Raw genomic sequence first — 22,933 nt, 5'->3', positions numbered from 1 at the left:
CCCTCCTCGGTGCCCGTGCCCTCCTCGGTGCCCGTGCCCTCCTCGGTGCCCGTGCCCTCCTCGGTGCCCGTGCCCTCCTCGGTGCCCGTGCCCTCCTCGGTGCCCGTGCCCTCCCCAGTACCGGTGCCTTCCTCGGTGCCCGGGTCCTTCGGGTCCTTGGGCTCCTCCTTCGGGTCCTTGGGGTCCTTGGGCTCCTCCTTGGGATCCTTCGGGTCCTTCGGGTCCTTCGGGTTCTTGGGGTCCTTCGGAGCCTCGGGGTCCCTCGGGTCCCACTTCGGGTCCTTCTTGTGGTGGTCCCAGTAGTCCCACTGGTGCTTGGTCTCCCAGCAGTAGTACTTATGGTGCTTCACCACCACGTAGTAGATCTTGTAGCCGGGATCCCAGTGGTACTCCTTGTTCTTGCCCCAGCAGGAGAACTTCTTCTTCTTGTTCCACTTGTGCTTCTTGTCCCAGCAGTGCTTGTGGTGCTTGTGGTGCTTGTTCTTGCCCTTGCCCCCGTGCTCGGCGACCGAGACGACGCTCGCCTCGGCCGACGGGGCCGCCATCGCCGTCGTGGCGGGCAGGACGACCCCGCCGGTGGCCACGACGGCCGAGGCCACCGCCGCCCCGATGCCGATGCGGCGCTTGGGCGTGGACTTCTTGCGGATGATGCGAGTCATGGTCTTCTCCCACTGGTGGTGATCGGCGCCGATCGCGCCCGGTGCCTCGTGTCCGGTCCGGTGGTTCCCGGTGAGGCCCGCACCTCCAGTAGGCCGGAGTCGCCCGGCAGGGTCATGCTCCGAGATCTCGGGGCTTGACCCCGCCGGGCACGGCGGGTAGAAGACCGGCGTCACGGACGCAGCGCGGGCTCCCGCTCCACGTCCCGCACGTCCAGCTTCGCGTCGTAGCGCGCCAACGGCTTCGCCGCCGACGGGTCGGCCTGGACCGCGGCCGGCGCGACGCCCGCCCACTGCAGGATCCGCGCCGTGGCGAAGGACTTCTCGCCGGCGGTCAGGCCCGCGACGTTCGCCCCGTGGTTCTGGCCGGGCGCGGTGAAGACGTAGGCGTCACGGGCGCCCGCGCCCGGGCGGAAGCGCTCCGAACCCCAGGGGTCGTTCTGGCCGTAGACGAAGAGCATGTGCCTGGCGTGGTGGCGGACCCACGCGTCCACGTCCCGCATGACGCCCGGCTGGAAGCGCATCGGGATCGACCGGGGCACGAAGTTCCGGGGCGGCTGGTAGCCGTACCGGACGAGCCGCTTCTCGATGTGCGGGAAGTGGATCGTCGGCGCCCCGAGCTGCGTGCCCGCCTGGTAGTAGTACGGCGTGTACGTCTCCAGCCCCTGGTCGGTGTAGGCGGAGAAGCCGGAGACGGTGTCGACCGAGTTCCAGATCTCCTCGTCGCTCGCGCGGGCCGCGTCGGCCGGGATCGTGTCGCAGTCCTTCAGCAGGCTGTACTGCCAGAAGCCCCACACGTAGTCGAGGACGACCGCCTCGTACGCCCGGTCCAGTCCGCCGATGGTGCCGAAGGTGTAGCCGTTGTCGGCGGCGTACCGCGCGTACCTCTCCTCCAGCGGCTTCCGGCGGACCAGCGCCTCCCGCTGGACGGCGTTCAGCCGGTCCCGGCACTCCTTGGTGCCGACGCGGGCGAAGAAGCGGTCGTAGGCGGAATCCTCGTCGTCGACCACGTCGTTGGGGGCCACGTACGCCACCACGCCGTCCATGTCCCGCGGGTAGAACCGCTCGTAGTAGGTGGCCGTCATGCCTCCCTTGGAGCCGCCCGTGGCCAGCCAGTTGGCGGGGTAGACGGCCTTGAGCGCGGTGAAGACGCGGTGCTGGTCGCTCGCCGCCTGCCAGATGTCGAGCTTGGACCAGTCGGCCGGGTCGGGGCGGGACGGGGTGAAGAAGCGGTACTCCAGGGAGACTTGGTTGCCGTCCACGATCTGGGTGGGCTCGCGGCGCGAGGGCGTCGTGGAGACGTTGTAGCCGCTGGTGTAGAAGACAGTGGGGCGGCTGGTGTCCTTGTGCAGCACGGTGATCCGCTGCTGGAAGGTGCCCCGCTCCGGACGGCGGTGGTCGACCGGCTGGGTGAAGTTCAGGACGAAGTAGCGGTAGCCGGGGTACGGCTTCTCCTCGACCAGGCTCATGCCGGGTATCGACAGGAGCCGGTCCTTGATGTCGGTGGGCCCGGTCCCGGCGGCGGTGGCCGCCCCGGCCGCCGTGCTCCAGGTGCCCAGGAACACCGTGAGCGCCAGCAGCCATCTGAGCGCCTTGCGCATGCGCACTCTCCCCTGTGAGACAGATGTGCGCCGGAAGCTATCCCAGCAACTGCCGTCACACCAGAGGGAATTGCGCGGTCCGCCTCAGCACAGGATCCAGCCGGAGCTGACCGAGTGCCGGCCCACCGTGCCCCGGATCCATACGCAGCGGTGGCCGGTGTGCACGGTCACCGGCCCGGCCAGGTACCTGTAGCGGCCCCTGTCGGCGACCGGCCGGTTGCCGCGGGCCTGCACGCTGACCGCCATCAAGCGGGCGGCGCCGGGCCGCCGGGCCACGGTGACGGCGCAGACGTAGCCGTGGCGCTTGTAGACATGCGTGACGCCGGTCCGGAACGGCAGGGTCCGCACCTCGCGCCCGGAGCAGCCGCGGGCCGAGTCGGCCTGTGCGCCGCCCGCCGCCGTGAGGGTGAGCACGCCGGACGCGGCCAGCACGGCCGCACCCAGTGCCAGTCGCCGGCGTATCGCACCACTGCCCACTGTCGTCCTCCCCGTGACGCGGTCGCACTCCCCCGTTTCCGTACTGATGTACGGACGCACGAGATGTGCCGGTGGTTGCACGGCCGTCGGCGGAGCGGCCCGGCGCGGCCCTCAGCGGGAGGCGCCGACCGGCTCCTCCGGTTCGGGCCGGCCGGCGAAGGTGCGCCACAGTTCGGCGTACCGGCCGCCGCGGGCGAGCAGTTCCTCGTGGGTGCCGTCCTCCGCGATCCGGCCGTGGTCCATCACGACCACCCGGTCCGCGCGGGCCGCGGTGGTCAGGCGGTGGGCGACGACCAGCGTGGTGCGGCGGCCGGCCAGGCGGTCGGTGGCCTGGTTGACCTGGGCCTCGGTGGCCAGGTCCAGGGCGGCCGTGGCCTCGTCCAGGAGCAGGATGTCCGGGTCGACCAGCTCGGCGCGGGCGAGCGCGATCAGCTGGCGCTGGCCGGCCGAGAGGTTCCGGCCGCGCTCGGCGACCTCGTGCAGGTAGCCGCCCTCCAGCCCGGCGATCATCTCGTGGGCGCCGACCGCCCGCGCCGCCGCCTCCACCTCGGCGTCGGTGGCGTCGGGGCGGCCGTAGGCGATGGCGTCGCGGACCGTGCCCGGGAAGAGGTACGCCTCCTGCGGCACGACCCCGAGCCGGTGCCGGTAGGAGGTGAGGTCCAGGGCGCGCAGGTCGGTGCCGTCGACCGTGACCCGGCCGGCGGTGGGGTCGTAGAACCGCGCGACCAGTTTGACGAGGGTGGACTTGCCGGCGCCCGTCTCACCGACGAACGCGACCGTCTGCCCGGCCGGGATCGTCAGGTCGATGCCGGTCAGCGCCTCCTCGGCCGCGTCGCCCGCGCCGTACGCGAAGTGCACGTCCTCGAAGGCGATGTCGCCGCGCAGGGAGAGGACCTCCAGGGGTTCCTCCGCGGACTTCGTGGACGTCGGCTCGCGCAGCAGCTCCTGGATGCGGCCCAGCGAGACCGTGGCCTGCTGGTAGCCGTCGAAGACCTGGGACAGCTGCTGGACCGGCGCGAAGAACAGGTCGATGTAGAGCAGGTACGCCACCAGGGCGCCGGTGGTGAGGGTGCCCGCCTCCACCCGGCCGGCGCCCGCGACCAGCACGGCCGCCGCGGCGGCCGAGGACAGCAGCTGCACGAACGGGAAGTAGACGGAGATGAGCCGCTGGCCGTGGACGCGGGCACGCCGGTAGCCGTCGCTGCGCTCGGCGAACCGGCGCCGGCCGTCCCGCTCCCGCCGGGAAGCCTGCACGATCCGCAGCCCGGCCACGGTCTCCTGCAGGTCGGCGTTGACCGACGACACGCGCTCGCGGGCCAGCTCGTACGCCTTCACGCTCGCCCGGCGGAAGAAGAAGGTGGCGACGACCAGCGGGGGCAGGGTCGCGAAGACCACCAGGGCGAGCTGCACGTCGATCACGAGCAGGGCCACCATGATGCCGAAGAAGGTGACGACCGACACGAACGCCGTGACCAGGCCGGTCTGGAGGAACGTCGACAGGGCGTCGACGTCGGTCGTCATGCGCGTCATGATCCGGCCGGTCAGCTCGCGCTCGTAGTAGTCCAGGCCGAGCCGCTGGAGCTGGGCGAAGATCTTCAGCCGCAGCGCGTAGAGCACGCGTTCGCCGGTACGGCCCGTCATCCGGGTCTCGCCGACCTGCGCGGCCCACTGGACGGCCACGGTCACCAGGCCGAGCAGCGCCGCCGCCCAGACCGCCCCGAGGGCCGTCTTCGCCACGCCCGAGTCGATGCCGTGCCGGATCAGCACCGGCAGCAGCAGGCCCGCGCCCGCGTCCACGGCGACCAGCAGCAGGCTGACCAGCAGGGGCGCTCCGAAGCCGCGCAGCAGGCGGCGCAGGCCGTAGGAGTCCTCGGGCAGCACCGCCCGGTTCTCGTCGACGTCCGGGGTGTCGGTGGCCGGGGGCAGCGCCTCCAGCCCGGCGAGGAGTTCCGGGGTGGCCGGGGCGCCGGACAGCGCCGGGTCCCTGGGGGCGCGGTCGCCGGTCCACAGCCGGGGGGTCACCCCGCGCTCCGCGTCGAACTCGGCGTCCAGTTCCTCGCGGACGGAGGTGTCCTCCTGCGCCGGCGCCGGGCGGGCGTGGCCGGGCGAGACCCCGCCCAGTTCGTCCGGGTCGGTGAGCAGGCGGCGGTAGAGGGCCGAGCGCCGCTGGAGCTCCTCGTGGGTGCCGAGGTCGGCGAGCCGGCCGCCGTCGAGGACGGCGATGCGGTCGGCGAGGTTGAGGGTGGAGCGGCGGTGGGCGATGAGCAGGGTCGTACGGCCCCGCATCACCTGCTTCAGCGCCTCGTGGATCTCGTGCTCCACCCGGGCGTCGACGGCCGAGGTGGCGTCGTCCAGGACGAGCAGGCGGGGGTCGGTGAGCAGGGCGCGGGCGAGCGCGATGCGCTGGCGCTGGCCTCCGGAGAGGGTGAGCCCGTGCTCGCCGACCTCGGTGTCGTAGCCGTGGGGCAGCTCCCGGATGAAGCGGTCCGCCTGGGCGGCGCGGGCGGCGGCCTCGATCTGCTCCTGCGTGGCGTCCGGGCGGCCGTAGGCGATGTTGTCGCGGACGGTGGCGGAGAAGAGGAACGAGTCCTCCGGGACCAGCCCGATCGCGGCCCGCAGCGACGGGAGGGTCAGCTCGCGCACGTCGTGGCCGCCGATGAGGACGGCGCCGTGGGTGACGTCGTAGAAGCGCGGCAGGAGCAGGGAGAGGGTGGACTTGCCGGAGCCCGAGGAGCCGACGACGGCGAGGGTCTCACCGGGGCGGATTTCGAAGCTGAGCCCTTCGAGGACCTTCGTGCCGCCGTCGTACGCGAAGGACACGTCGTCGAACTCGACGGTCGCGGGCGCGTCCGCGGGGAGGGTCCTGGGGCCGTCCTTCAGGGTCGGCTCGGTGTCGATCAGCTCCAGGACCCGCTCGGTGCCGGCGCGGGCCTGCTGGCCGACCGTGAGGACCACCGCGAGCATGCGGACCGGGCCGACGAGCTGGGCCAGGTAGGTGGAGAAGGCGACGAACGTGCCGAGCGTGACGTGCCCGCGTACGGCGAGCCAGCCGCCGACGGCCAGCATGGCGACCTGGCCGAGCGCCGGGACGGCCTGCAGGGCCGGGGTGTATCTGCTGTTCAGGCGGATCGTGCGCAGGCGTCCCGCGAACAGGCGGCGGCCCACCTCGCGCAGTTTGCCGGTCTCCTGCTCCTCCTGCCCGAAGCCCTTCACCACGCGGACGCCGCTCACCGCGCCGTCGACGACGCCCGCCACGGCGGCGGCCTGGGCCTGGGCGTACCAGGTGGCCGGGTGCAGTCTGCTGCGGCTGCGCACGGCGATCCAGCCGAGGGCGGGGGCGACGGCCAGGGCGATCAGGGTCAGCGGCAGGGACAGCCACGCCATGATCACCAGGGACATCAGGAAGAGCAGGAGGTTCCCGACGGTCATCGGGAGCATGAAGAGCAGGCTCTGGATCAGCTGGAGGTCGCTGGTGGCCCGGCCGACGACCTGCCCGGTGGACAGCTCGTCCTGCCGGCGGCCGTCCAGCCGGGTGATCGTGGCGTACATCTCGGTGCGCAGGTCGTGCTGGACGTCCAGGGCGAGCCGGCCGCCGTGGAAGCGCCGGACGTAGGTCAGGACGTAGACGACGAGGGCCGCGCCGATCAGGGCGGCCGCCCAGGGGGCCATGGCGCGGGTGTGGTTCCCGATGACATCGTCGATGATCACCTTGGTGATCAGGGGGACGACGGCCGTGACGGCCATGCCGGCCAGGGAGGCGCCGAGGGCGAGGACGACGTCCTTCGGGTACCGCCAGGCGTAGCCCGCCAGCCTTCGTGCCCATCCCCGTCGCGGTGCCACACCGGTGCCTTCCTGTCGGCCTGCCCTACCGGAGAGGTGCAACGTCCGGCGGGTCCGGCCGTATTCCTGGCGCGGGCGCGTCGTGGCTGGTGGGGCGTCCTGCGCGGGACGGGACGGTGTCCTGCGGGACACCGCCCCGTGGGGCCGGGATTCCGGCCTAGCCCTGCGGCGGCACCGCGACGAACGCCTCGCGCGGCTCGCCGGTCGGCGTGTAGCGGGTGACGCCGGCGGTGGTCGGCACCAGGTCCTTGTGGATCGCCCTGGCGACGCTCTGGATGGTGGCGACGCCGTAGTCCATCGTGCTGTTGTCCTGCGTCAGCACGGTGACCGTGTAGTCCCGGCCGGCGCCGTTGAAGGTGCCGAGGCTGTGCACGCGCCAGCCGTGCGTGGAGCGCTGCAGCCAGCCGTTCTTGACGTGCACGGCGACGGAGGAGGGCGCACCGGCGGGGGTGCCCCAGCGCTGCGAGGAGACGACCTGGCCCATCAGCTTGAGGATGTAGGCGCGGGAGTTGTCGCTCAGCACGCTGTTCTTGGCGGTGATGAGCTTCAGCAGCTTCTGCTCGTCCTCGACGTTCTCCTGGGTCAGGCCCCAGTAGCCGTTCGCCCCCGGCACGGTCCTGGTCATCCCGGCGGCCGACAGGAAGCCCTTGATCTTCGTCATGCCGAGCTGCTTCCAGAGCTTGCTGGTCGCGGTGTTGTCGGACTGGGTGATCATGGCCTTGGCGAGCGACTGCTCGGTGCTCGTCAGGTACCGGTCGTGCTTCTTGGCGTCCCACAGCAGGGCGGCGAGGACGGTGACCTTGACCGTGCTGGCCGAGTCGTAGGCGGTGGTGGCGCGCAGCGTGCAGGTGGTCTTGGTGCTGCGTTCGTACAGGCCGACGGCGACGGTGCCCTTGCGGCCGGCGAGGGCGGCCGTGATGTCCTTCTTCAGTTTGTCGGCCAGGCCCGCCTTGGCGGACGTGCAGGTCACCGCGGGACCGGCCGCGGCGGCCGGGATGGCGGTGACGGCCGGTATGAGCACCGCGGCGCCGATTGCGGCCGCGAGCACGCCGGCCCGGCCGGAGGTCCGGAAAGTCATGAGAAGTCCCCTTGAACGTCGTACGGCGTCCCCCTGAACGCCGTCGAGCGCACCCGTGCGCTGTGTGGGTGACTCGCGGGGACAGCGAATAGTTGTACGAACGCCCGCGGGACGGGAGGGGAGGAGCGCGGCGGAGACCGGCCGGGCGGGACGGACACGGCACGGCGGAGGGAGGCGGCCGGGGCTCTCCCGCGCGAGGACCCCGGCCGGTTCCGGCTAGTTCAGGTGCGTCGGGGCGAACATGCGCAGCAGCGCCGGGAGGACGACCACCGACGGGCCCGGCGCGGCCAGTGCCTTCGCCAGGTCCTCCTCCAGGGTCTTCGGGGTCGTGCGCACGCCCGGCACCCCGAAGGACTCCGCCAGGGCCACGTAGTCCGGGCGGGTCAGTTCCGTCGCCGTCGCCTGGCCGAACGTGTCCGTCATGTATTCGCGCAGGATGCCGTAGCCGCCGTCGTCGACGATCAGCCAGGTGACGGGGAGGTCGTACTGGCGGGCCGTGGCCAGCTCCGCGATGGAGTACAGGGCTCCGCCGTCGCCCGACACCGCCAGGACCGGACGCGTGGGGTCCGCCGCCGCGGCGCCGAGCGCGGCCGGGAAGCCGTAGCCGAGGCCGCCGGCGCCCTGGGCCGAGTGCATCGTGTTGGGGCCCTGCGCGTCGAAGGCGGACCAGGCCCAGTAGGCGAGGATCGTCATGTCCCAGAAGGACGGGGAGCCGGCCGGCAGGGCGCGGCGGACCGCGGCCAGCACGTCCTGTTCCAGGCCGAGTCCCTGGCTCGCGATGCGGTCGGCGACCTTGGCCAGCAGCTCCCGCACCCGCTGCGGCGCCGAGGCGTCCGTGCGCTCCTCCACCGTCTCCAGCAGCGCCTGGAGGGCCAGGCGGGCGTCCGCGTGGATGCCCAGGGCCGGGTGGTTGGACTCCAGTTTGCCGAGGTCCGCCTCGACCTGGATCACTCGGCCCCGGGGCCTGAACGTGTGGTAGTTGGAGGACAGTTCGCCCAGCCCTGAGCCGACCACCAGCAGGACGTCCGCGTCCTCCAGGAAGTCGGTCGTGTGCCGGTCCTCCAGCCAGGACTGCAGCGACAGGGGATGGTTCCAGGGGAACGCGCCCTTGCCGCCGAAGGTGGTCACCACCGGTGCCCGGAGCTTCTCGGCCAGCTGGAGGAGCTTGCCCGAGGCGTCGGACCGCACGACGCCGCCGCCCGCGACGATCGCCGGGCGGGCGGCGCGGGACAGCAGGTCCGCCGCCACCGCCGTCAGTTCGGGGCGCGGGACCAGGTCGTCGGGGGTGGCGTCCATCGCCGTGACCACCGGCAGCGACGTCTCGGCCAGCAGCACGTCCTGCGGGATCTCCACCCACACCGGGCCGTGCGGAGCCGTCAGCGCCGACTTCCAGGCCGCCGCGATCGCCGACGGGATCTGCGAGGGGGTGCGGACGGTGTGCACCGACTTGACGACGCCCCGGAACGAGGCTGCCTGGTCGGGGAGTTCGTGGAGGTAGCCGTGCCGGCCGCCGCCCAGGCCGGCCGTGGGGACCTGGCTGCTGATCGCCAGCACCGGCGCGCTGGCCGCCGCCGCCTCCTGGAGCGCGGCCAGCGAGGTCAGGGCGCCGGGGCCCGTCGAGAGCAGCAGCGGGGCCGCCTCGCCGGTCATCCTGCCGTACGCGTCGGCCGCGAAGCCGGCGTTGTTCTCCACCCGCAGGCCCACGTAGCGCAGCGAGGAGCGGCGCAGGGCGTCGAACATGCCGAGGGCGTGCTGGCCGGGCAGGCCGAAGACCGTGGTGGCGCCGAGCCCGGCCAGCGTCTCCACGACCAGGTCTCCGCCGTTGCGCCCCGGGGGAGAGGTCAGGGCAGCGGTGATCTGCGCCGGCGTGGGGCGGAGTACCAGGTCGTGGTCGTGCGTCACTTCGCTTCCGATTCCTTCCGTGCCGCCGCGATCTGACGGCTCATGATGGTGGTGAGTTCGTACGCCGTGTGGGAGGCCGCCACCGAGGTGATCTCGGCGTGGTCGTAGGCCGGGGCGACCTCGACCACGTCCGCCGAGACCAGGTTGCAGGACGCGAGGCCGCGCAGGATCTCCAGCAGTTCGCGGGAGGTCATGCCGCCCGCCTCCGGGGTGCCGGTGCCGGGCGCGTGGGCCGGGTCCAGGCAGTCGATGTCGATGGAGATGTACAGCGGGCGGTCGCCGATGCGCTGGCGGAGCTGGTCGGCGATCTCGTCGGCGCCGCGGCGGTAGACGTCCGCGGAGGTGACGATGCCGAAGCCCATCTTCTCGTCGTCGGTGAGGTCCTGCTTGCCGTACAGCGGGCCGCGGGTGCCGACGTGGGAGAGCGCCTCGGTGTCGAGGATGCCCTCCTCCACCGCGCGGCGGAACGGGGTGCCGTGGGTGTACTCGGCGCCGAAGTAGGTGTCCCAGGTGTCGAGGTGGGCGTCGAAGTGGAGCAGGGCGACCGGGCCGTGCTTCTTCGCGACCGAGCGCAGCAGGGGCAGCGCGATGGTGTGGTCGCCGCCGAGGGTCATCAGGCGGGCGCCGGTGCCGAGCAGTTCGTCCGCGGCGGCCTCGACGGTCTCCACGGCCTCGTTGATGTTGAACGGGTTGACGGCGATGTCGCCGCCGTCGGCGACCTGCGCGAGGGCGAACGGGGAGGCGTCCTGCGCCGGGTTGTAGGGGCGCAGCAGCCGGGACGCCTCGCGGATGGCGTTGCCGCCGAAGCGGGCGCCCGGCCGGTACGAGACGCCGGAGTCGAACGGCACGCCCACGACGGCGACGTCGGCGCGGCCGACCTCGTCGAGGCGGGGCAGCCGGGCGAAGGTCGCGGGGCCGGCGTACCGCGGGACGCGGGAGGAGTCGACGGGGCCGCGGGGCGTCTCGTTGCTGCTCATGGTGAATTGCCTTCTTTCTTGCGCTTCATCGCGCTTGTGCTGCTTTCCCTATGACTCTACTGGGGAGCCGGGACCGGTTCGGACACGAGTTCGGCGGACCGTCCGGCGAGGCGCTCGCGCCAGGCGGCGAGGACGGCCTCGTCGGTGGGCTTCGTCGCCAGGGAGACGGCGGCGTAGGCGACGAGGGAGGCCGCCAGGCCGAAGTAGACGGGCTCGTTGGCGAGGATGCCGTAGCCGGCCATGAGGCCGATGACGGCCAGGCCGCCGACGATCACCGAGGCCAGCGCGCCCTGGACGGTGCCGCGCCGCCACAGCAGGCCGCCGAGGATGGGGACGAGGAGGCCGCCGACGAGGAGGTTGTAGGCCACGGTGAGGGCCTCGACCACGTTGTTCAGCGCGATGGCCGTGCCGATCACCGCCACGCCCATGACGAGGATGAAGACGCGGTTGCCCGCCACCTCGTCGTGCTCGCGGCCGTCGCGCCGCACGGCGCCCCGCAGGCGGGACCAGATGTCGTTGTTCGCGACCGTGGCGCAGGCGATCAGGGCGCCGGAGGACGTCGACATCACGGCGGCCAGGGCGGCGGCCAGCACCAGACCGCGCACGCCGACGGGGAGTTCGTCCTTGACGATGGTGGCGAAGGCGTCGTCGGCGCTGCCCAGCTTCGGGTAGAGCACCTTGGCGGCCGTGCCGATCACCGCGCCGGCCAGGGCGTACGCCAGGCAGTAGGTCCCAGCGACGGTGCCGCCCCACTTGGCGGTCCGGTCGCTGCGGGCGGTGAACACGCGCTGCCAGATGTCCTGGCCGATCAGCATGCCGAACGTGTAGATCAGGACGTAGGTGAAGATCGTCTCGCCGCCGATGCCCAGCGGTTCGAAGTAGGAGGCCGGCAGCTTCGCGCGCATCTCGGAGAAGCCGCCCGCCTTGACGACCGCGATGGGCAGCAGGAGCAGCAGCACGCCGATCGTCTTGACGACGAACTGCACCATGTCCGTCAGGGTGATGGACCACATGCCGCCGAGGGTCGAGTAGGCGACGACGATCGAGCCGCCGAGGACGATCGCCGCGGTGCGGTTCAGGTCGAGGAGGACGTCGAAGATCGTGGCGTAGGCGATGGTCGAGGTCACCGCGAGCATGAGGGTGTACGCCCACATGACCACACCGGAGATCACCCCCGCCCGGCCGCCGTAGCGCAGGTCGAGCATCTCGGAGACCGTGTAGACCTTCAGGCGGGCGATCCGCGCCGAGAACAGGACGGACAGGGCCAGCAGGCCGAGGCCGATGGTGAAGACCATCCAGGCGCCGGAGAGGCCGTAGCGGTAGCCGAGGCCCACACCGCCGATGGTGGAGGCGCCGCCGAGGACGATCGCCGCCATGGTGCCGGAGTACAGGGCGGGCCCGAGGCGGCGGCCGGCCACCAGGAACTCGCTCTTGGACTTGGCGCGGCGCATGCCCCACCAGCCCATGGCCAGCATGCCGGCGAGATAGACGACGATCACTGTGTAGTCGACGGCCATGGGGCGGCCCTCCTTCGCGCAGAGTCCGGTGGCGTGTCGTGCAGGTGCTTCGGGGATGTGCCGGCAGCGGCCCGCGGGGACATCCGCCCGTACCCGCGGCTGCCGTGCCGACTTGACACTAGGTGGCCGGAAAGCGACTGCGAAGTGTACGTTTCATCCATATGAACGGGGCGGGACGGAGGGAACGCACACCATGCCGGACTCGATCGCCCCGGCGGTCCCCCCGACGCCGCCGGTGCCGCTGCGGGCCCTGCTGGCCCGCGAGGACCTCGCACTGCGGCAGATCGCCGGGCCCACGGACCCCGGCGCCGTGATCCACTGGGCGCACACCTCGGAGATGGCCGACCCGTACCCGTACCTGCTGGGCGGCGAGCTGCTGCTGACGGCCGGGGTGCACGTCCCCGGGGCGTCCGGCCCCGACGGCGGTCCCCCCGGACCGGACGGGGCCGAGAGCCTCGGGGACTACTTCGACGGCTACGTCTCCCGGATCGTCGCCGCGGGCGGCGCGGCCCTCGGCTTCGGGCTCGCCCCCGTGCACGCCGCCGTCCCGCCCGCCCTGGCCGCCGCCTGCGACCGGCACGGGCTGCCCCTGCTCGAAGTCCCGCCGCAGACCACGTTCTCCGGCGTCGCCCGCGCGGTGTGGCAGCTCATGGCGCAGGCCCGGCTGGCCGAGCTGCGCCGCGTCACGGAGGCCCAGCAGAGCCTCGCGGCCGCCGCCGCCCGCCCGGACCCGGTGCCGTCCCTCCTGCGCCGGCTGGCCCAGCGGCTGGACGGGCGTGCGGTGCTGTACGGGCCGGACGGCACGGAGATCGCCGGGGCCGGCCGGGAGCCGGCGCGGGAGGTGCGGGCCGCGCTCGCCGCGCTCGCGGAGGTGGTCCGCCCCGCCGGACGGCCGGCCCGGTCGCCCGCCTCCGCCACCGACACCGTCGGCGACACCCACCTCGCCGCCTACGCCATGGGGGCCGGGGAGGGCTTCGTCCTCGGGGTCGCCGGCACCCGGCGCGAGCCCGGCGACCACACCATCGCCTCCGTCGCCGCTGTGCTGCTGTCCCTCCTCACCGGCGAGCACCACAGCGGCGCCGGCGCGGCCCGGTCCTCGGCGCTGGTGCGGCTGCTGCTGGGCGCCGCGCCGGAGGCGGTCGCGCCGCTGCTCGGCGGCCGGGAGTGGCTCGTGGTGCACGCCCGGCCCGAGAGCCAGGCCCCGGACCCGGTCGCCGCGTCCGCGCTGGGCGCCGCCCTGGGCTCGCCGCTGGTCGACCTCGGCCGGGACGTCGTACGGGTGCTGGTGCCCGCCGGCCGGGAGCCGGAGCCGCAGCCCGGCTGGGTCCTCGGGGTGAGCGCCGCCGCCGGCCCGCCCGAGTGGCCGGCCGCGGACGCCCAGGCCGCCCGCGCCCTGGCCCGCGCCCGCGCCACCCGCACCTCGCTGGTCCGGCACGGCGCCCGGCCGGGCCTGGCGGGCCTGGTGCCGCGGGCGGAGGCGCAGGCGCACGCGCGGGCGCTGCTCGCACCGCTCGCGGGGCAGCCGGCGCTCACCGACACCCTGCGCACCTGGCTGTCCCTGCACGGCAGTTGGGACCGTACGGCGGTGGCGCTGGACGTGCACCGCAACACCGTGCGGCAGCGGATCGCCCGCTGCGCCGCCCTGTTGGACGCCGACCTGGACGACCCGGACGTGCGCATGGAGCTGTGGTTCGCGCTGCGGCAGGACTGACGGCCGGCGGGTGACGCCCCGCCGGAGCCGCTGTGCTGTGCCGAGGACGCCCGCCGCGCCCTGCCTCACAATGGGAGGCATGCCGATATCCGGGACACCCAGCCGCGCCCAGCTCGTCGACCACCTGGTGAGGACCCGTATCGCGGGCGACGTCGCCACGCCCCGCGAGAACAACCTCTCCCACTACCGTCAGCTCGCCAACGGTGTCCGCAACTTCTGGCTCGGCCTGGAGCTGGGCGACCGCTGGACGGACGAGCAGGACGTGCTCGCGGTGATGGCCGAGCGGGTGGGCGTCAACGACGACCCCCAGTACCGGTACGGGCAGGACACCATCGACCCGGAGCTGACCGTGGACGCGCTGGACCGCATGGCGGCGCGGCTGCGCAAGGCCGCCGAGGGGCGCCAGCGGGTGCTGTTCGCGACCGGGCACCCGGGCGGTCTGCTGGACGTGCACCGGGCCACGGCCGCCGCGCTGCGCGCCGCGGGCTGCGAGATCGTCGTCATTCCGGACGGGCTGCAGACGGACGAGGGATACGTGATGCAGTTCGCGGACGTGGCCGTGCTGGAACACGGGGCGACGCTGTGGCACACCCACTCCGGGGAGCCGATGCGGGCCGTGCTGACGGGACTTGAGCGCGCGGGCCGCCCCCTGCCGGACCTGGTGGTCGCCGACCACGGCTGGGCCGGGTACGCGGGGCAACACGGGGTGGACGCGGTCGGGTACGCCGACTGCAACGACCCGGCGCTGTTCCTCGCCGAGGCCGAGGGCACGGTGCAGGTCGTGGTGCCGCTCGACGACCACGTGGCCAGCCCCCGTCACTACGACCCGATGACCGCCTATCTGCTGGCGGAGGCGGGCCTTTCCCGGGCCGCCGGGTGACATGCCGCGGCGTGCGGGCCGGTCGGAGCCGGAGCCGCACGCCGCGTTGTCGGTGGGCGGACGAGTCGGTCAGTCGCAGTCGTCGTCGTGGTGCTTGCCCTTGTCGTGGTCGCCCTTGTCGTGGTCGCCCTTGTTGTCGTGGTCGCCCTTGTCGTGGTCGCCCTTGTCGTGACCGTTGTGACGACCGTTGTCGTGGTCGTCGTCGTCCCACCAGTTGCCGTGGTCCTTGTAGTCGTCGGAGTAACGGCTGTAGCTGCTGCTGTCGTGGTGGTCCGAGGACGCCGACGCGGTGCCCGCCCCGGCGATCGCGGCTCCGCCGGCCAGCAGGAGGCCGGCCGCCGACGTCGCGACAAGACGCCTCGTGCGCTGTGCTCGCATAGGAGATACCTTCCGTTCCCATCGTCTCTCGCGGCTCCCCCGGGGGAACGTCACGAGGTGGATGGCCGCCGTCGCCGTGCCTCGGGCAAGCGGCGGGGCGGTCTTCGGATTGTCACCGCTGCGTCATGAGCGGCACGCACGCTTGCGCCGACGCCTGCAGTCCACCCGTGCGTCACGCGCCTTCGGTGCTGCGGCTGAGGTCCGGCGGTTTCCGCGACCTCGTCGACCGGGCATGCCGTTCGCTGCGGCTTTCACTTCAAGAGCCTAGTCCCACATCCGTCACACGTCATCCGGAGCGCCGGCTCAGCGGGGGACGCGGACGACGCCCTCCTGGACGACCGTGACGGCGAGCCGCCCGTCCCGGGTGTAGATGCGGGCCTGGCCCAGGCCGCGGCCGCCGTGCGCGGACGGCGACTGCTGGTCGTACAGCAGCCACTCGTCGGCGCGGAACGGCCGGTGGAACCACATCGCGTGGTCCAGGGAGGCACCCACGACATCGCCGACCGCCCAGCCGCCGCGCCCGTGCGCGAGCAGCACCGAGTCGAGCAGGGTCATGTCGGAGACGTAGGTGGCGAGGACGACGTGGGTGAGGGGCTGGTCCACGGCGCCGGCGAGCTTGCCGTCGGCGCGGAACCACACCTGCGAGTGCGGCTCGCGCGGCTCGCCGAACCTGCCGTACGGCGGCTCGTCCACGTACCGGAGGTCGACCGCCTCCCGGGCCTCGAGGAACCGCTCCACCACCTCGGGCGCCAGATGGGCGTAGCCGCGCATCCGCTCCTCGGAGGTGGGCAGGGTCGCCGGGTCGGGCGCGGGCGGCATGGGCGCCTGGTGCTCCAGCCCCTCCTCGTACGTCTGGAACGACGCCGACAGGTGGAAGACCGGCCTGCCGTGCTGGACGGCGACCACGCGGCGGGTGGTGAAGGACCGTCCGTCGCGGATGCGGTCCACGGTGTAGACGATCGGCGCGCCGGGGTCGCCCGGACGCAGGAAGTACGCGTGCAGCGAGTGGGCGGGCCGGTCGGCGGGGACCGTCCGTCCGGCGGCGACCAGCGCCTGGGCGGCTACCTGCCCGCCGAAGACCCGGGGGACGACGGCGGAGCGCGACCGGCCGCGGAAGATGTCCTCCTCGACCCGCTCCAGGTCGAGCAGATCGAGGAGGTCCTGCAGTGCCTGGCTCATGGCGTGTGGGCGTACCTGCCGGTGTGCGCGGGGACCTTACAGGCCCATGTCCTTGGCGATGATCGTCTTCATGATCTCGCTGGTGCCGCCGTAGATGCGGTTGACGCGGTTGTCCGCGTACAGGCGGGCGATCGGGTACTCGTTCATGTAGCCGTAGCCGCCGTGCAGCTGCAGGCAGCGGTCGATCACGCGGTGGGCGACCTCGGTGCAGAACAGCTTCGCGGAGGCGGCCTCGGCGGGCGTCAGCTCCCCCGCGTCCAGGGCCTCCAGCGCACGGTCCGCGACGGCCTGGGCCGCGTCCACCTCGGCCTGGCAGGCGGCCAGCTCGAACTTGGTGTTCTGGAAGTGGGCGACCGGCTTGCCGAAGACGGTGCGCTCCTGCACGTACTGCTTGGCGAACCGGACGGCGGCCTTGGCCTGCGCGTAGGCGCCGAAGGCGATGCCCCAGCGCTCGGAGGCCAGGTTGTGGCCGAGGTAGGAGAAGCCCTTGTTCTCCTCGCCCAGCAGGTCCTCGACCGGCACCTTGACGTCGACGAAGGCCAGCTCGGCGGTGTCGGAGGTGCGCAGGCCCAGCTTGTCCAGCTTGCGGCCGACGGAGTAGCCCTCGGACGTGGTGTCCACGGCGAACAGGGAGATGCCGTGGCGGCGGTCCTCGGCGGTCGGGGGGGCCGTGCGGGCGCAGACGATCACCCGGTCGGCGTGCACGCCGCCGGTGATGAAGGTCTTGGCGCCGTTGAGGACGTAGTGCGTGCCGTCCGCGGAGAGCCTGGCGGAGGTCTTCATGCCCGCGAGGTCCGAACCGGTGCCCGGCTCGGTCATCGCGATGGCCCACATCTCCTCGCCGGTGACGAACTTCGGCAGGTAGCGCTTCTTCTGCTCCTCGGTGGCGAGCATCTTGATGTACGGCAGGGCGAGCAGCACGTGCACGCCGGAGCCGCCGAACTGCACGCCGGCGCGGGCGGTCTCCTCGTAGAGGACCGCCTCGAACTTGTGGGTGTCCAGACCCGCGCCGCCGAACTCCTCGGGCACGCTGATGCCGAAGATGCCCAGCTCGCCGAGCTTGTAGTAGAAGTCGCGCGGCGCCTGGCCGGCGGCGAACCACTCGTCGTAGACGGGCACGACCTCGGCCTCGATGAAGGCGCGGAGGGTCTCCCGGAACGCCTCGTGATCCTCGTTGAACACCGTACGGCGCACGCCGCCCACCTCCAGGTACCTGTCTAAGCGCTTGCTCAGAGGCGAAGATACCGGTGAGTACACTCACGCGTCCAGGGTGAGGTGTGCCACCCCCGCCCGGCGCGGGCGGGGCGGCCGGCGTCAGCCACCCGCCCTGCCGTAGCGGCGGAAATCAGCGGTCTCCACGGTCCAGGGGCCGAACGCCACCGGGTCCCCGTGGATGGAGGGGTCCTTGCGGCCGTAGCGCCCCTTGCAGGGGTCGGAGTGCACCTCGATCGTGCCGGTGCGCGGGATGACGACCGCGTCGGGGAGGCGCATGCGCGAAGCAGCTCGTCCAGTTGCTTGCAGACGGGGCGGGCCCCGGGTCAGTCCTCCGCCGCTCCGGCCGCCTCGAACGCCCCCCGGGCCATCCGGTGCAGCAGGGCCGCCGTCGCCCCCCGGCCGGGCAGGGTGCCGGCGCGGCCGAGGTGGGGGGTGGAGTTCAGCAGGCCGAAGACCGAGTGGACCGCGGAGCGGGCGGCCGGCTCGGTCAGCCCCGGGTACACCGTGCGCACCACCTCCACCCACAGCTCGACGTACTGCCGCTGCAGCTGCCGCACCAGCTTGCGGTCGCTGTCGCGCAGGCGGTCCAGCTCCCGGTCGTGCAGGGTGATCAGGGGGCGGTCGTCCAGGGCGAAGTCGATGTGGCCCTCGATGAGCGAGTCCAGGACGCGGCTCGCGGGCACCCCGTCGGCCTCCGCCAGCCTCCGTCTGGCGCCGGTCAGCAGCTGGCCGCTGATGCCGACCAGCAGCTCGGCGAGCATCGCGTCCTTGCCCGGGAAGTGCCGGTAGAGGCCGGGGCCGCTGATGCCGACGGCGGCGCCTATCTCGTCGACGCCGACACCGTGGAAGCCGCGCTCGGCGAAGAGCCGGGCGGCCTCCTTCAGGATCTGCTCGCGGCGGGTCGGGGCGTCGGCTCTGGTGACCATGCCGTCGATTCTAGACAGCGCGGTTAGCGGTCGTTAACCTTACGGTGATGGTTAACGCTCATTAACAGGTTCGATCACCGGGTGAGGGGAACCGCAGGATGCAGGAGGCACCGGAGCTGACGAGCGCGGCAGATCCCGCGTCGGAGGCCTGGCGGGCCAACGAGGCAGCCCACCGGGCGCTGGTGGAGGAGCTGCGCGCCAAACTGGCCGCGGCGGCCCTCGGCGGCGGTGAGAAGGCACGGGCCCGGCACACCGCGCGCGGCAAGCTGCTGCCGAGGGACAGGGTGGACACGCTGCTCGATCCGGGCTCGCCGTTCCTGGAGCTGGCCCCGCTGGCGGCCGACGGGATGTACGACGGGCAGGCCCCGGCGGCCGGGGTGATCGCCGGCATCGGCCGGGTCAGCGGGCGCGAGTGCGTGATCGTCGCCAACGACGCCACGGTCAAGGGCGGCACGTACTACCCGATGACGGTGAAGAAGCACCTGCGCGCCCAGGAGGTGGCCCTGGACAACCGGCTGCCGTGCGTCTACCTGGTCGACTCCGGCGGCGCCTTCCTGCCCATGCAGGACGAGGTCTTCCCGGACCGGGACCACTTCGGGCGGATCTTCTACAACCAGGCCCGCATGTCCGGGGCCGGGATCCCGCAGATCGCCGCGGTGCTCGGCTCGTGCACGGCCGGCGGGGCGTACGTCCCGGCCATGAGCGACGAGGCCGTGATCGTCCGCAACCAGGGCACGATCTTCCTCGGCGGCCCGCCCCTGGTGAAGGCGGCCACCGGCGAGGTCGTGACCGCGGAGGAACTCGGCGGCGGCGAGGTCCACTCCCGGGTGTCCGGCGTCACCGACCACCTCGCCGAGGACGACGCGCACGCCCTGCGGATCGTCCGGAACATCGTCGCCACGCTCCCGGCCCGGCAGTCGCCGCCCTGGGAGGTGGTGCCCTCCGCCGAACCGAAGGTCGATCCGTACGGGCTGTACGGCGCCGTCCCGGTCGACTCCCGCACCCCCTACGACGTGCGCGAGGTCATCGCGCGCGTGGTCGACGGCTCGCGGTTCGCCGAGTTCAAGAGCGAGTTCGGGCAGACCCTGGTCACCGGCTTCGCCCGGATCCACGGCCACCCGGTCGGGATCGTCGCCAACAACGGCATCCTGTTCGCCGAGTCCGCCCAGAAGGGCGCCCACTTCATCGAGCTGTGCGACCAGCGCGGCATCCCGCTGGTGTTCCTGCAGAACATCTCGGGATTCATGGTCGGCAAGGACTACGAGGCGGGCGGCATCGCCAAGCACGGCGCCAAGATGGTGACGGCGGTGGCGTGCACGCGGGTCCCCAAGCTGACCGTCGTCGTCGGCGGCTCCTACGGCGCGGGCAACTACTCGATGTGCGGCCGGGCCTACTCCCCCCGCTTCCTGTGGATGTGGCCCAACGCCAAGATCTCCGTCATGGGCGGCGAGCAGGCCGCGTCCGTGCTCGCCACGGTCAAGCGGGACCAGCTCCAGGCGCGCGGCGAGGAGTGGTCCGCCGAGGAGGAAGAGGCGTTCAAGGCGCCCGTCCGCGCGCAGTACGAGCGCCAGGGCAACGCCTACTACGCCACCGCCCGGCTCTGGGACGACGGCGTCATCGACCCGCTGGACACCCGTCAGGTGCTGGGACTCGCCCTGACGGCCTGCGCCAACGCGCCGCTGGGAGACCCCCAGTTCGGCGTCTTCCGGATGTGAGGAGGGGACCCGTGTTCGACACAGTGCTGGTCGCCAACCGGGGCGAGATCGCCGTACGCGTCATCCGCACGCTCCGCTCGCTGGGCGTGCGCTCGGTGGCGGTCTTCTCCGACGCGGACGCCGACGCGCGGCACGTCCGGGAGGCCGACACGGCGGTCCGGATCGGCCCGGCGCCGGCCGCGGAGAGCTACCTGTCGGTGGAGCGGCTGCTCCAGGCCGCCGCCCGCACCGGCGCACAGGCCGTCCACCCCGGGTACGGCTTCCTCGCGGAGAACGCGGCCTTCGCCCGTGCCTGCGAGGAGGCGGGGCTGGTCTTCATCGGCCCGCCGGCCGACGCGATCGCGCTCATGGGCGACAAGATCCGCGCCAAGGAGACCGTGCGGGCGGCCGGGGTGCCGGTGGTGCCGGGATCCAGCGGCAGCGGGCTGACCGACGAGCAGCTCGCCGCCGCGGCGCGGGAGATCGGCACGCCGGTCCTGCTCAAGCCGTCCGCGGGCGGCGGCGGCAAGGGCATGCGGCTCGTGCGCGACGCCGGGAGGCTGGCCGACGAGATCGCCGCCGCCCGCCGCGAGGCCCGTGCCTCCTTCGGCGACGACACGCTGCTGGTGGAGCGGTGGATCGACCGGCCCCGGCACATCGAGATACAGGTGCTGGCCGACGGCCACGGGAACGTGGTCCACCTGGGCGAGCGCGAGTGCTCCCTGCAGCGGCGCCACCAGAAGATCGTCGAGGAGGCGCCGAGCGTGCTCCTCGACGAGGCCACGCGCGCCTCCATGGGCGAGGCGGCCGTCCAGGCGGCCCGCTCGTGCGGGTACCGCGGCGCGGGCACGGTGGAGTTCATCGTGCCGGGCGGGGACCCGTCGCAGTACTACTTCATGGAGATGAACACCCGCCTCCAGGTGGAGCACCCGGTCACCGAGCTGATCACCGGCCTGGACCTGGTGGAGTGGCAGCTGCGGGTGGCGGCCGGGGAGCCGCTGGGCTTCGCGCAGCAGGACGTGACCCTGACCGGGCACGCGGTGGAGGCCCGGGTCTGCGCCGAGGACCCCGCGCGCGGATTCCTCCCCTCCGGCGGCACGGTCCTGCTGCTGCGCGAGCCGCAGGGCGACGGCGTCCGCACCGACTCGGGGCTCAGCGAGGGCACCGAGGTCGGCAGCCTGTACGACCCGATGCTGTCCAAGGTGATCGCCTACGGCCCCGACCGCGCGACGGCGCTGCGCAGACTCCGGGCGGCCCTGGCGGAGACGGTCACGCTGGGCGTGCAGACCAACGCCGGGTTCCTGCGCCGGCTGCTGGCCCATCCGGCGGTGGTCTCCGGCGAGCTGGACACCGGGCTGGTGGAACGCGTGGTGGACGAACTGGTGTCCACGGACGTCCCCGAGGAGGTTTACGAGGCGGCGGCGGCCGTGCGCCTGGACGCGCTCGAGCCGCGCGGGCAGGGCTGGGTGGACCCCTTCTCGGTGCCGAACGGCTGGCGCCTGGGCGGCACCCGGAGACCGCCCGCCTTCCCCCTCAGGGTGAGCGAACCGGTGACGTACAGCCCGCGCGGCGAGCACACCGTCGCCGAGGACCGGGTGACCGTCACCCTGGACGGCGTCCGCCACGCCTTCCACCGGGCCGGCGACTGGATCGGCCGGGACGGCGACGCCTGGCACGTGCGCGACCACGACCCGGTCGCCGCCTCGCTCAGCCGCTCCGCGCACGCGGGCGCCGACTCGCTGACCGCGCCCATGCCCGGCACGGTGACCGTGGTCAAGGTGGCCGTGGGCGACGAGGTGACCGCCGGTCAGAGCCTGCTGGTGGTCGAGGCGATGAAGATGGAGCACGTCATCTCCGCCCCGCACGCCGGCACGGTCGCCGAGCTGGACGTGACGCCGGGCACGGCGGTCGCCATGGACCAGGTGCTGGCCGTCGTCGCGCCGCGCGAGGAGGCGGCGCAGTGACCGCCGGGGGGCTGCCCATGGCCGTGCCCGCCCCGGACCTGCCCGCGCGGGTGCGGATCCACGAGGTCGGCGCGCGGGACGGGCTGCAGAACGAGAAGACGGCGGTGCCGACGGAGGTGAAGGCGGAGTTCGTCCGCCGGCTGGCCGGTGCGGGCCTGACGACGATCGAGGCGACGAGTTTCGTCCACCCCCGGTGGGTGCCCCAGCTGGCGGACGCCGAGCAGCTGTTCCCGCTGGTCCGCGACGTCGGCGCCGACCTGCCCGTCCTGGTCCCCAACCAGCGCGGCCTGGACCGGGCACTGGCCCTCGGCGCCCGCCGCATCGCGGTGTTCGCCAGCGCCACCGAGTCCTTCGCGAAGGCCAACCTCAACCGCACCCTCGACGAGTCGCTGACGGTGTTCGAGCCGGTGGTGCGGCAGGCGAAGGACGCCGGTGTGCACGTGCGCGGTTACGTGTCCATGTGCTTCGGCGACCCCTGGGAGGGCGCGGTGGAGCCGCACCAGGTCGCCCGGGTCTGCACGGCCCTGCGGGACATGGGCTGCGACGAGCTGAGCCTGGGCGACACCATCGGGGTGGCCACCCCCGGCCACGTCCGGGCGCTCCTCGCCCTGCTGAACGAGCGGGGCGTGCCGACCGCCGAGATCGGCGTGCACTTCCACGACACCTACGGACAGGCGCTCGCCAACACCCTGGCCGCGCTGCAGCACGGCGTCACGGTCGTCGACGCCTCCGCGGGCGGCCTCGGCGGCTGCCCGTACGCCAAGTCCGCCACCGGCAACCTCGCCACCGAGGACCTCGTCTGGATGCTGCACGGCCTCGGCATCGAGACCGGGGTCGACCTCGGCCGTCTGACCGCCACCAGCGTGTGGATGGCCGAACAGCTGGGCCGGCCCAGTCCGTCCCGCACCGTCCGCGCTCTCTCCCACAAGGACCAGTGA

The 22,933-nt window shown here is 73.0% G+C and carries 18 protein-coding genes; 5 read left to right on the top strand and 13 right to left on the bottom strand.

What is annotated here, in order from left to right; genetic code table 11:
* The 8 genes from ABZ261_RS07705 to ABZ261_RS07670 all read right to left on the bottom strand — a co-directional run.
* Positions 1-659, bottom strand: a 659-nt coding sequence (locus tag ABZ261_RS07705) for a hypothetical protein (RefSeq protein ID WP_356856387.1), incomplete at its 3' end; no start/stop codon positions are given.
* Positions 660-829: 170 nt separating this feature from the next.
* Positions 830-2,257 carry a S28 family serine protease gene (locus tag ABZ261_RS07700; protein ID WP_356856385.1) on the bottom strand — a complete coding sequence of 476 codons (1,428 nt, stop codon included), beginning with the start codon at positions 2,255-2,257 and terminating at the stop codon, positions 830-832.
* A gap of 84 nt (positions 2,258-2,341) precedes the next feature.
* Positions 2,342-2,734 (bottom strand): hypothetical protein, encoded by a 393-nt coding sequence (locus ABZ261_RS07695; protein ID WP_356856383.1) that lies wholly within the window; start codon positions 2,732-2,734, stop codon positions 2,342-2,344.
* A 111-nt stretch (positions 2,735-2,845) separates the two neighbouring features.
* The gene (locus ABZ261_RS07690) at positions 2,846-6,574 is read right to left on the bottom strand and encodes an ABC transporter ATP-binding protein (RefSeq protein WP_356856381.1); all 3,729 of its coding nucleotides are present in this window, start codon (positions 6,572-6,574) and stop codon (positions 2,846-2,848) included.
* Positions 6,575-6,731: 157 nt separating this feature from the next.
* Positions 6,732-7,652, bottom strand: a complete 921-nt coding sequence (locus ABZ261_RS07685) for a serine hydrolase (protein ID WP_356856379.1) — start codon at positions 7,650-7,652, stop codon at positions 6,732-6,734.
* A gap of 216 nt (positions 7,653-7,868) precedes the next feature.
* A complete protein-coding gene (locus tag ABZ261_RS07680) occupies positions 7,869-9,554 on the bottom strand; it encodes a thiamine pyrophosphate-binding protein (RefSeq protein ID WP_356856377.1) in 1,686 nt (561 codons plus the stop codon).
* A complete protein-coding gene (gene speB, locus ABZ261_RS07675; protein WP_356856375.1) occupies positions 9,551-10,531 on the bottom strand; it encodes an agmatinase in 981 nt (326 codons plus the stop codon). Before speB ends, ABZ261_RS07680 begins: the two co-directional genes overlap by 4 nt.
* Positions 10,532-10,587: 56 nt before the next feature.
* The gene (locus ABZ261_RS07670) at positions 10,588-12,048 is read right to left on the bottom strand and encodes a sodium:solute symporter (protein ID WP_356856373.1); all 1,461 of its coding nucleotides are present in this window, start codon (positions 12,046-12,048) and stop codon (positions 10,588-10,590) included.
* Positions 12,049-12,241: 193 nt separating this feature from the next.
* Between ABZ261_RS07670 and ABZ261_RS07665 the strand changes: the two genes are divergently transcribed.
* Positions 12,242-13,759, top strand: coding sequence for a helix-turn-helix domain-containing protein (locus ABZ261_RS07665; protein ID WP_356856371.1), 1,518 nt, complete (start codon positions 12,242-12,244; stop codon positions 13,757-13,759).
* 79 nt (positions 13,760-13,838) lie between these two features.
* On the top strand, positions 13,839-14,639 hold the full coding sequence (locus ABZ261_RS07660) for a phosphatase (RefSeq protein WP_356856369.1): 801 nt from the start codon (positions 13,839-13,841) through the stop codon (positions 14,637-14,639).
* Between the two features lie 69 nt (positions 14,640-14,708).
* Here the strand turns inward: ABZ261_RS07660 and ABZ261_RS07655 are convergent, their stop codons facing one another.
* From ABZ261_RS07655 to ABZ261_RS07635, 5 genes are all read right to left on the bottom strand, one after another.
* The gene (locus ABZ261_RS07655; RefSeq protein ID WP_356856367.1) at positions 14,709-15,017 is read right to left on the bottom strand and encodes a hypothetical protein; all 309 of its coding nucleotides are present in this window, start codon (positions 15,015-15,017) and stop codon (positions 14,709-14,711) included.
* A gap of 303 nt (positions 15,018-15,320) precedes the next feature.
* A complete protein-coding gene (locus tag ABZ261_RS07650) occupies positions 15,321-16,196 on the bottom strand; it encodes an acyl-CoA thioesterase II (protein ID WP_356856365.1) in 876 nt (291 codons plus the stop codon).
* 36 nt (positions 16,197-16,232) lie between these two features.
* Positions 16,233-17,390, bottom strand: coding sequence for an acyl-CoA dehydrogenase family protein (locus ABZ261_RS07645; protein WP_356856363.1), 1,158 nt, complete (start codon positions 17,388-17,390; stop codon positions 16,233-16,235).
* A 120-nt stretch (positions 17,391-17,510) separates the two neighbouring features.
* On the bottom strand, positions 17,511-17,687 hold the full coding sequence (locus ABZ261_RS07640; protein ID WP_356856361.1) for a hypothetical protein: 177 nt from the start codon (positions 17,685-17,687) through the stop codon (positions 17,511-17,513).
* A gap of 47 nt (positions 17,688-17,734) precedes the next feature.
* Positions 17,735-18,337 carry a TetR/AcrR family transcriptional regulator gene (locus ABZ261_RS07635; protein ID WP_356856359.1) on the bottom strand — a complete coding sequence of 201 codons (603 nt, stop codon included), beginning with the start codon at positions 18,335-18,337 and terminating at the stop codon, positions 17,735-17,737.
* A gap of 98 nt (positions 18,338-18,435) precedes the next feature.
* On the opposite strand from ABZ261_RS07635, the gene ABZ261_RS07630 reads away from it, so the two are divergent.
* The 3 genes from ABZ261_RS07630 to ABZ261_RS07620 are packed head-to-tail and all read left to right on the top strand — an operon-like array spanning position 18,436 to position 22,933.
* A complete protein-coding gene (locus ABZ261_RS07630) occupies positions 18,436-20,052 on the top strand; it encodes a carboxyl transferase domain-containing protein (RefSeq protein ID WP_356856357.1) in 1,617 nt (538 codons plus the stop codon).
* Between the two features lie 11 nt (positions 20,053-20,063).
* A complete protein-coding gene (locus ABZ261_RS07625; protein WP_356856355.1) occupies positions 20,064-21,995 on the top strand; it encodes an acetyl-CoA carboxylase biotin carboxylase subunit in 1,932 nt (643 codons plus the stop codon).
* Positions 21,992-22,933 (top strand): hydroxymethylglutaryl-CoA lyase, encoded by a 942-nt coding sequence (locus tag ABZ261_RS07620; RefSeq protein ID WP_356856353.1) that lies wholly within the window; start codon positions 21,992-21,994, stop codon positions 22,931-22,933. Before ABZ261_RS07625 ends, ABZ261_RS07620 begins: the two co-directional genes overlap by 4 nt.

It is taken from the genome of Streptomyces sp. NPDC006193, assembly GCF_040613915.1.
Lineage (GTDB): Bacteria > Actinomycetota > Actinomycetes > Streptomycetales > Streptomycetaceae > Streptomyces.
The sequence above is the reverse complement of the archived record's forward strand: the minus strand, read 5'-3'. Positions and strand labels throughout refer to the sequence as shown.

Excerpts from the sequence above, each read along its gene's own strand:
- ABZ261_RS07700 (WP_356856385.1), bottom strand. The coding sequence starts at position 2,257 with ATGCGCAAGGCGCTCAGATGGCTGCTGGCGCTCACGGTGTTCCTGGGC.
- ABZ261_RS07685 (WP_356856379.1), bottom strand. The coding sequence starts at position 7,652 with ATGACTTTCCGGACCTCCGGCCGGGCCGGCGTGCTCGCGGCCGCAATC.
- speB (WP_356856375.1), bottom strand. The coding sequence starts at position 10,531 with ATGAGCAGCAACGAGACGCCCCGCGGCCCCGTCGACTCCTCCCGCGTC.
- ABZ261_RS07670 (WP_356856373.1), bottom strand. The coding sequence starts at position 12,048 with ATGGCCGTCGACTACACAGTGATCGTCGTCTATCTCGCCGGCATGCTG.
- ABZ261_RS07665 (WP_356856371.1), top strand. The coding sequence starts at position 12,242 with ATGCCGGACTCGATCGCCCCGGCGGTCCCCCCGACGCCGCCGGTGCCG.
- ABZ261_RS07660 (WP_356856369.1), top strand. The coding sequence starts at position 13,839 with ATGCCGATATCCGGGACACCCAGCCGCGCCCAGCTCGTCGACCACCTG.
- ABZ261_RS07655 (WP_356856367.1), bottom strand. The coding sequence starts at position 15,017 with ATGCGAGCACAGCGCACGAGGCGTCTTGTCGCGACGTCGGCGGCCGGC.
- ABZ261_RS07650 (WP_356856365.1), bottom strand. The coding sequence starts at position 16,196 with ATGAGCCAGGCACTGCAGGACCTCCTCGATCTGCTCGACCTGGAGCGG.
- ABZ261_RS07640 (WP_356856361.1), bottom strand. The coding sequence starts at position 17,687 with ATGCGCCTCCCCGACGCGGTCGTCATCCCGCGCACCGGCACGATCGAG.
- ABZ261_RS07635 (WP_356856359.1), bottom strand. The coding sequence starts at position 18,337 with ATGGTCACCAGAGCCGACGCCCCGACCCGCCGCGAGCAGATCCTGAAG.
- ABZ261_RS07630 (WP_356856357.1), top strand. The coding sequence starts at position 18,436 with ATGCAGGAGGCACCGGAGCTGACGAGCGCGGCAGATCCCGCGTCGGAG.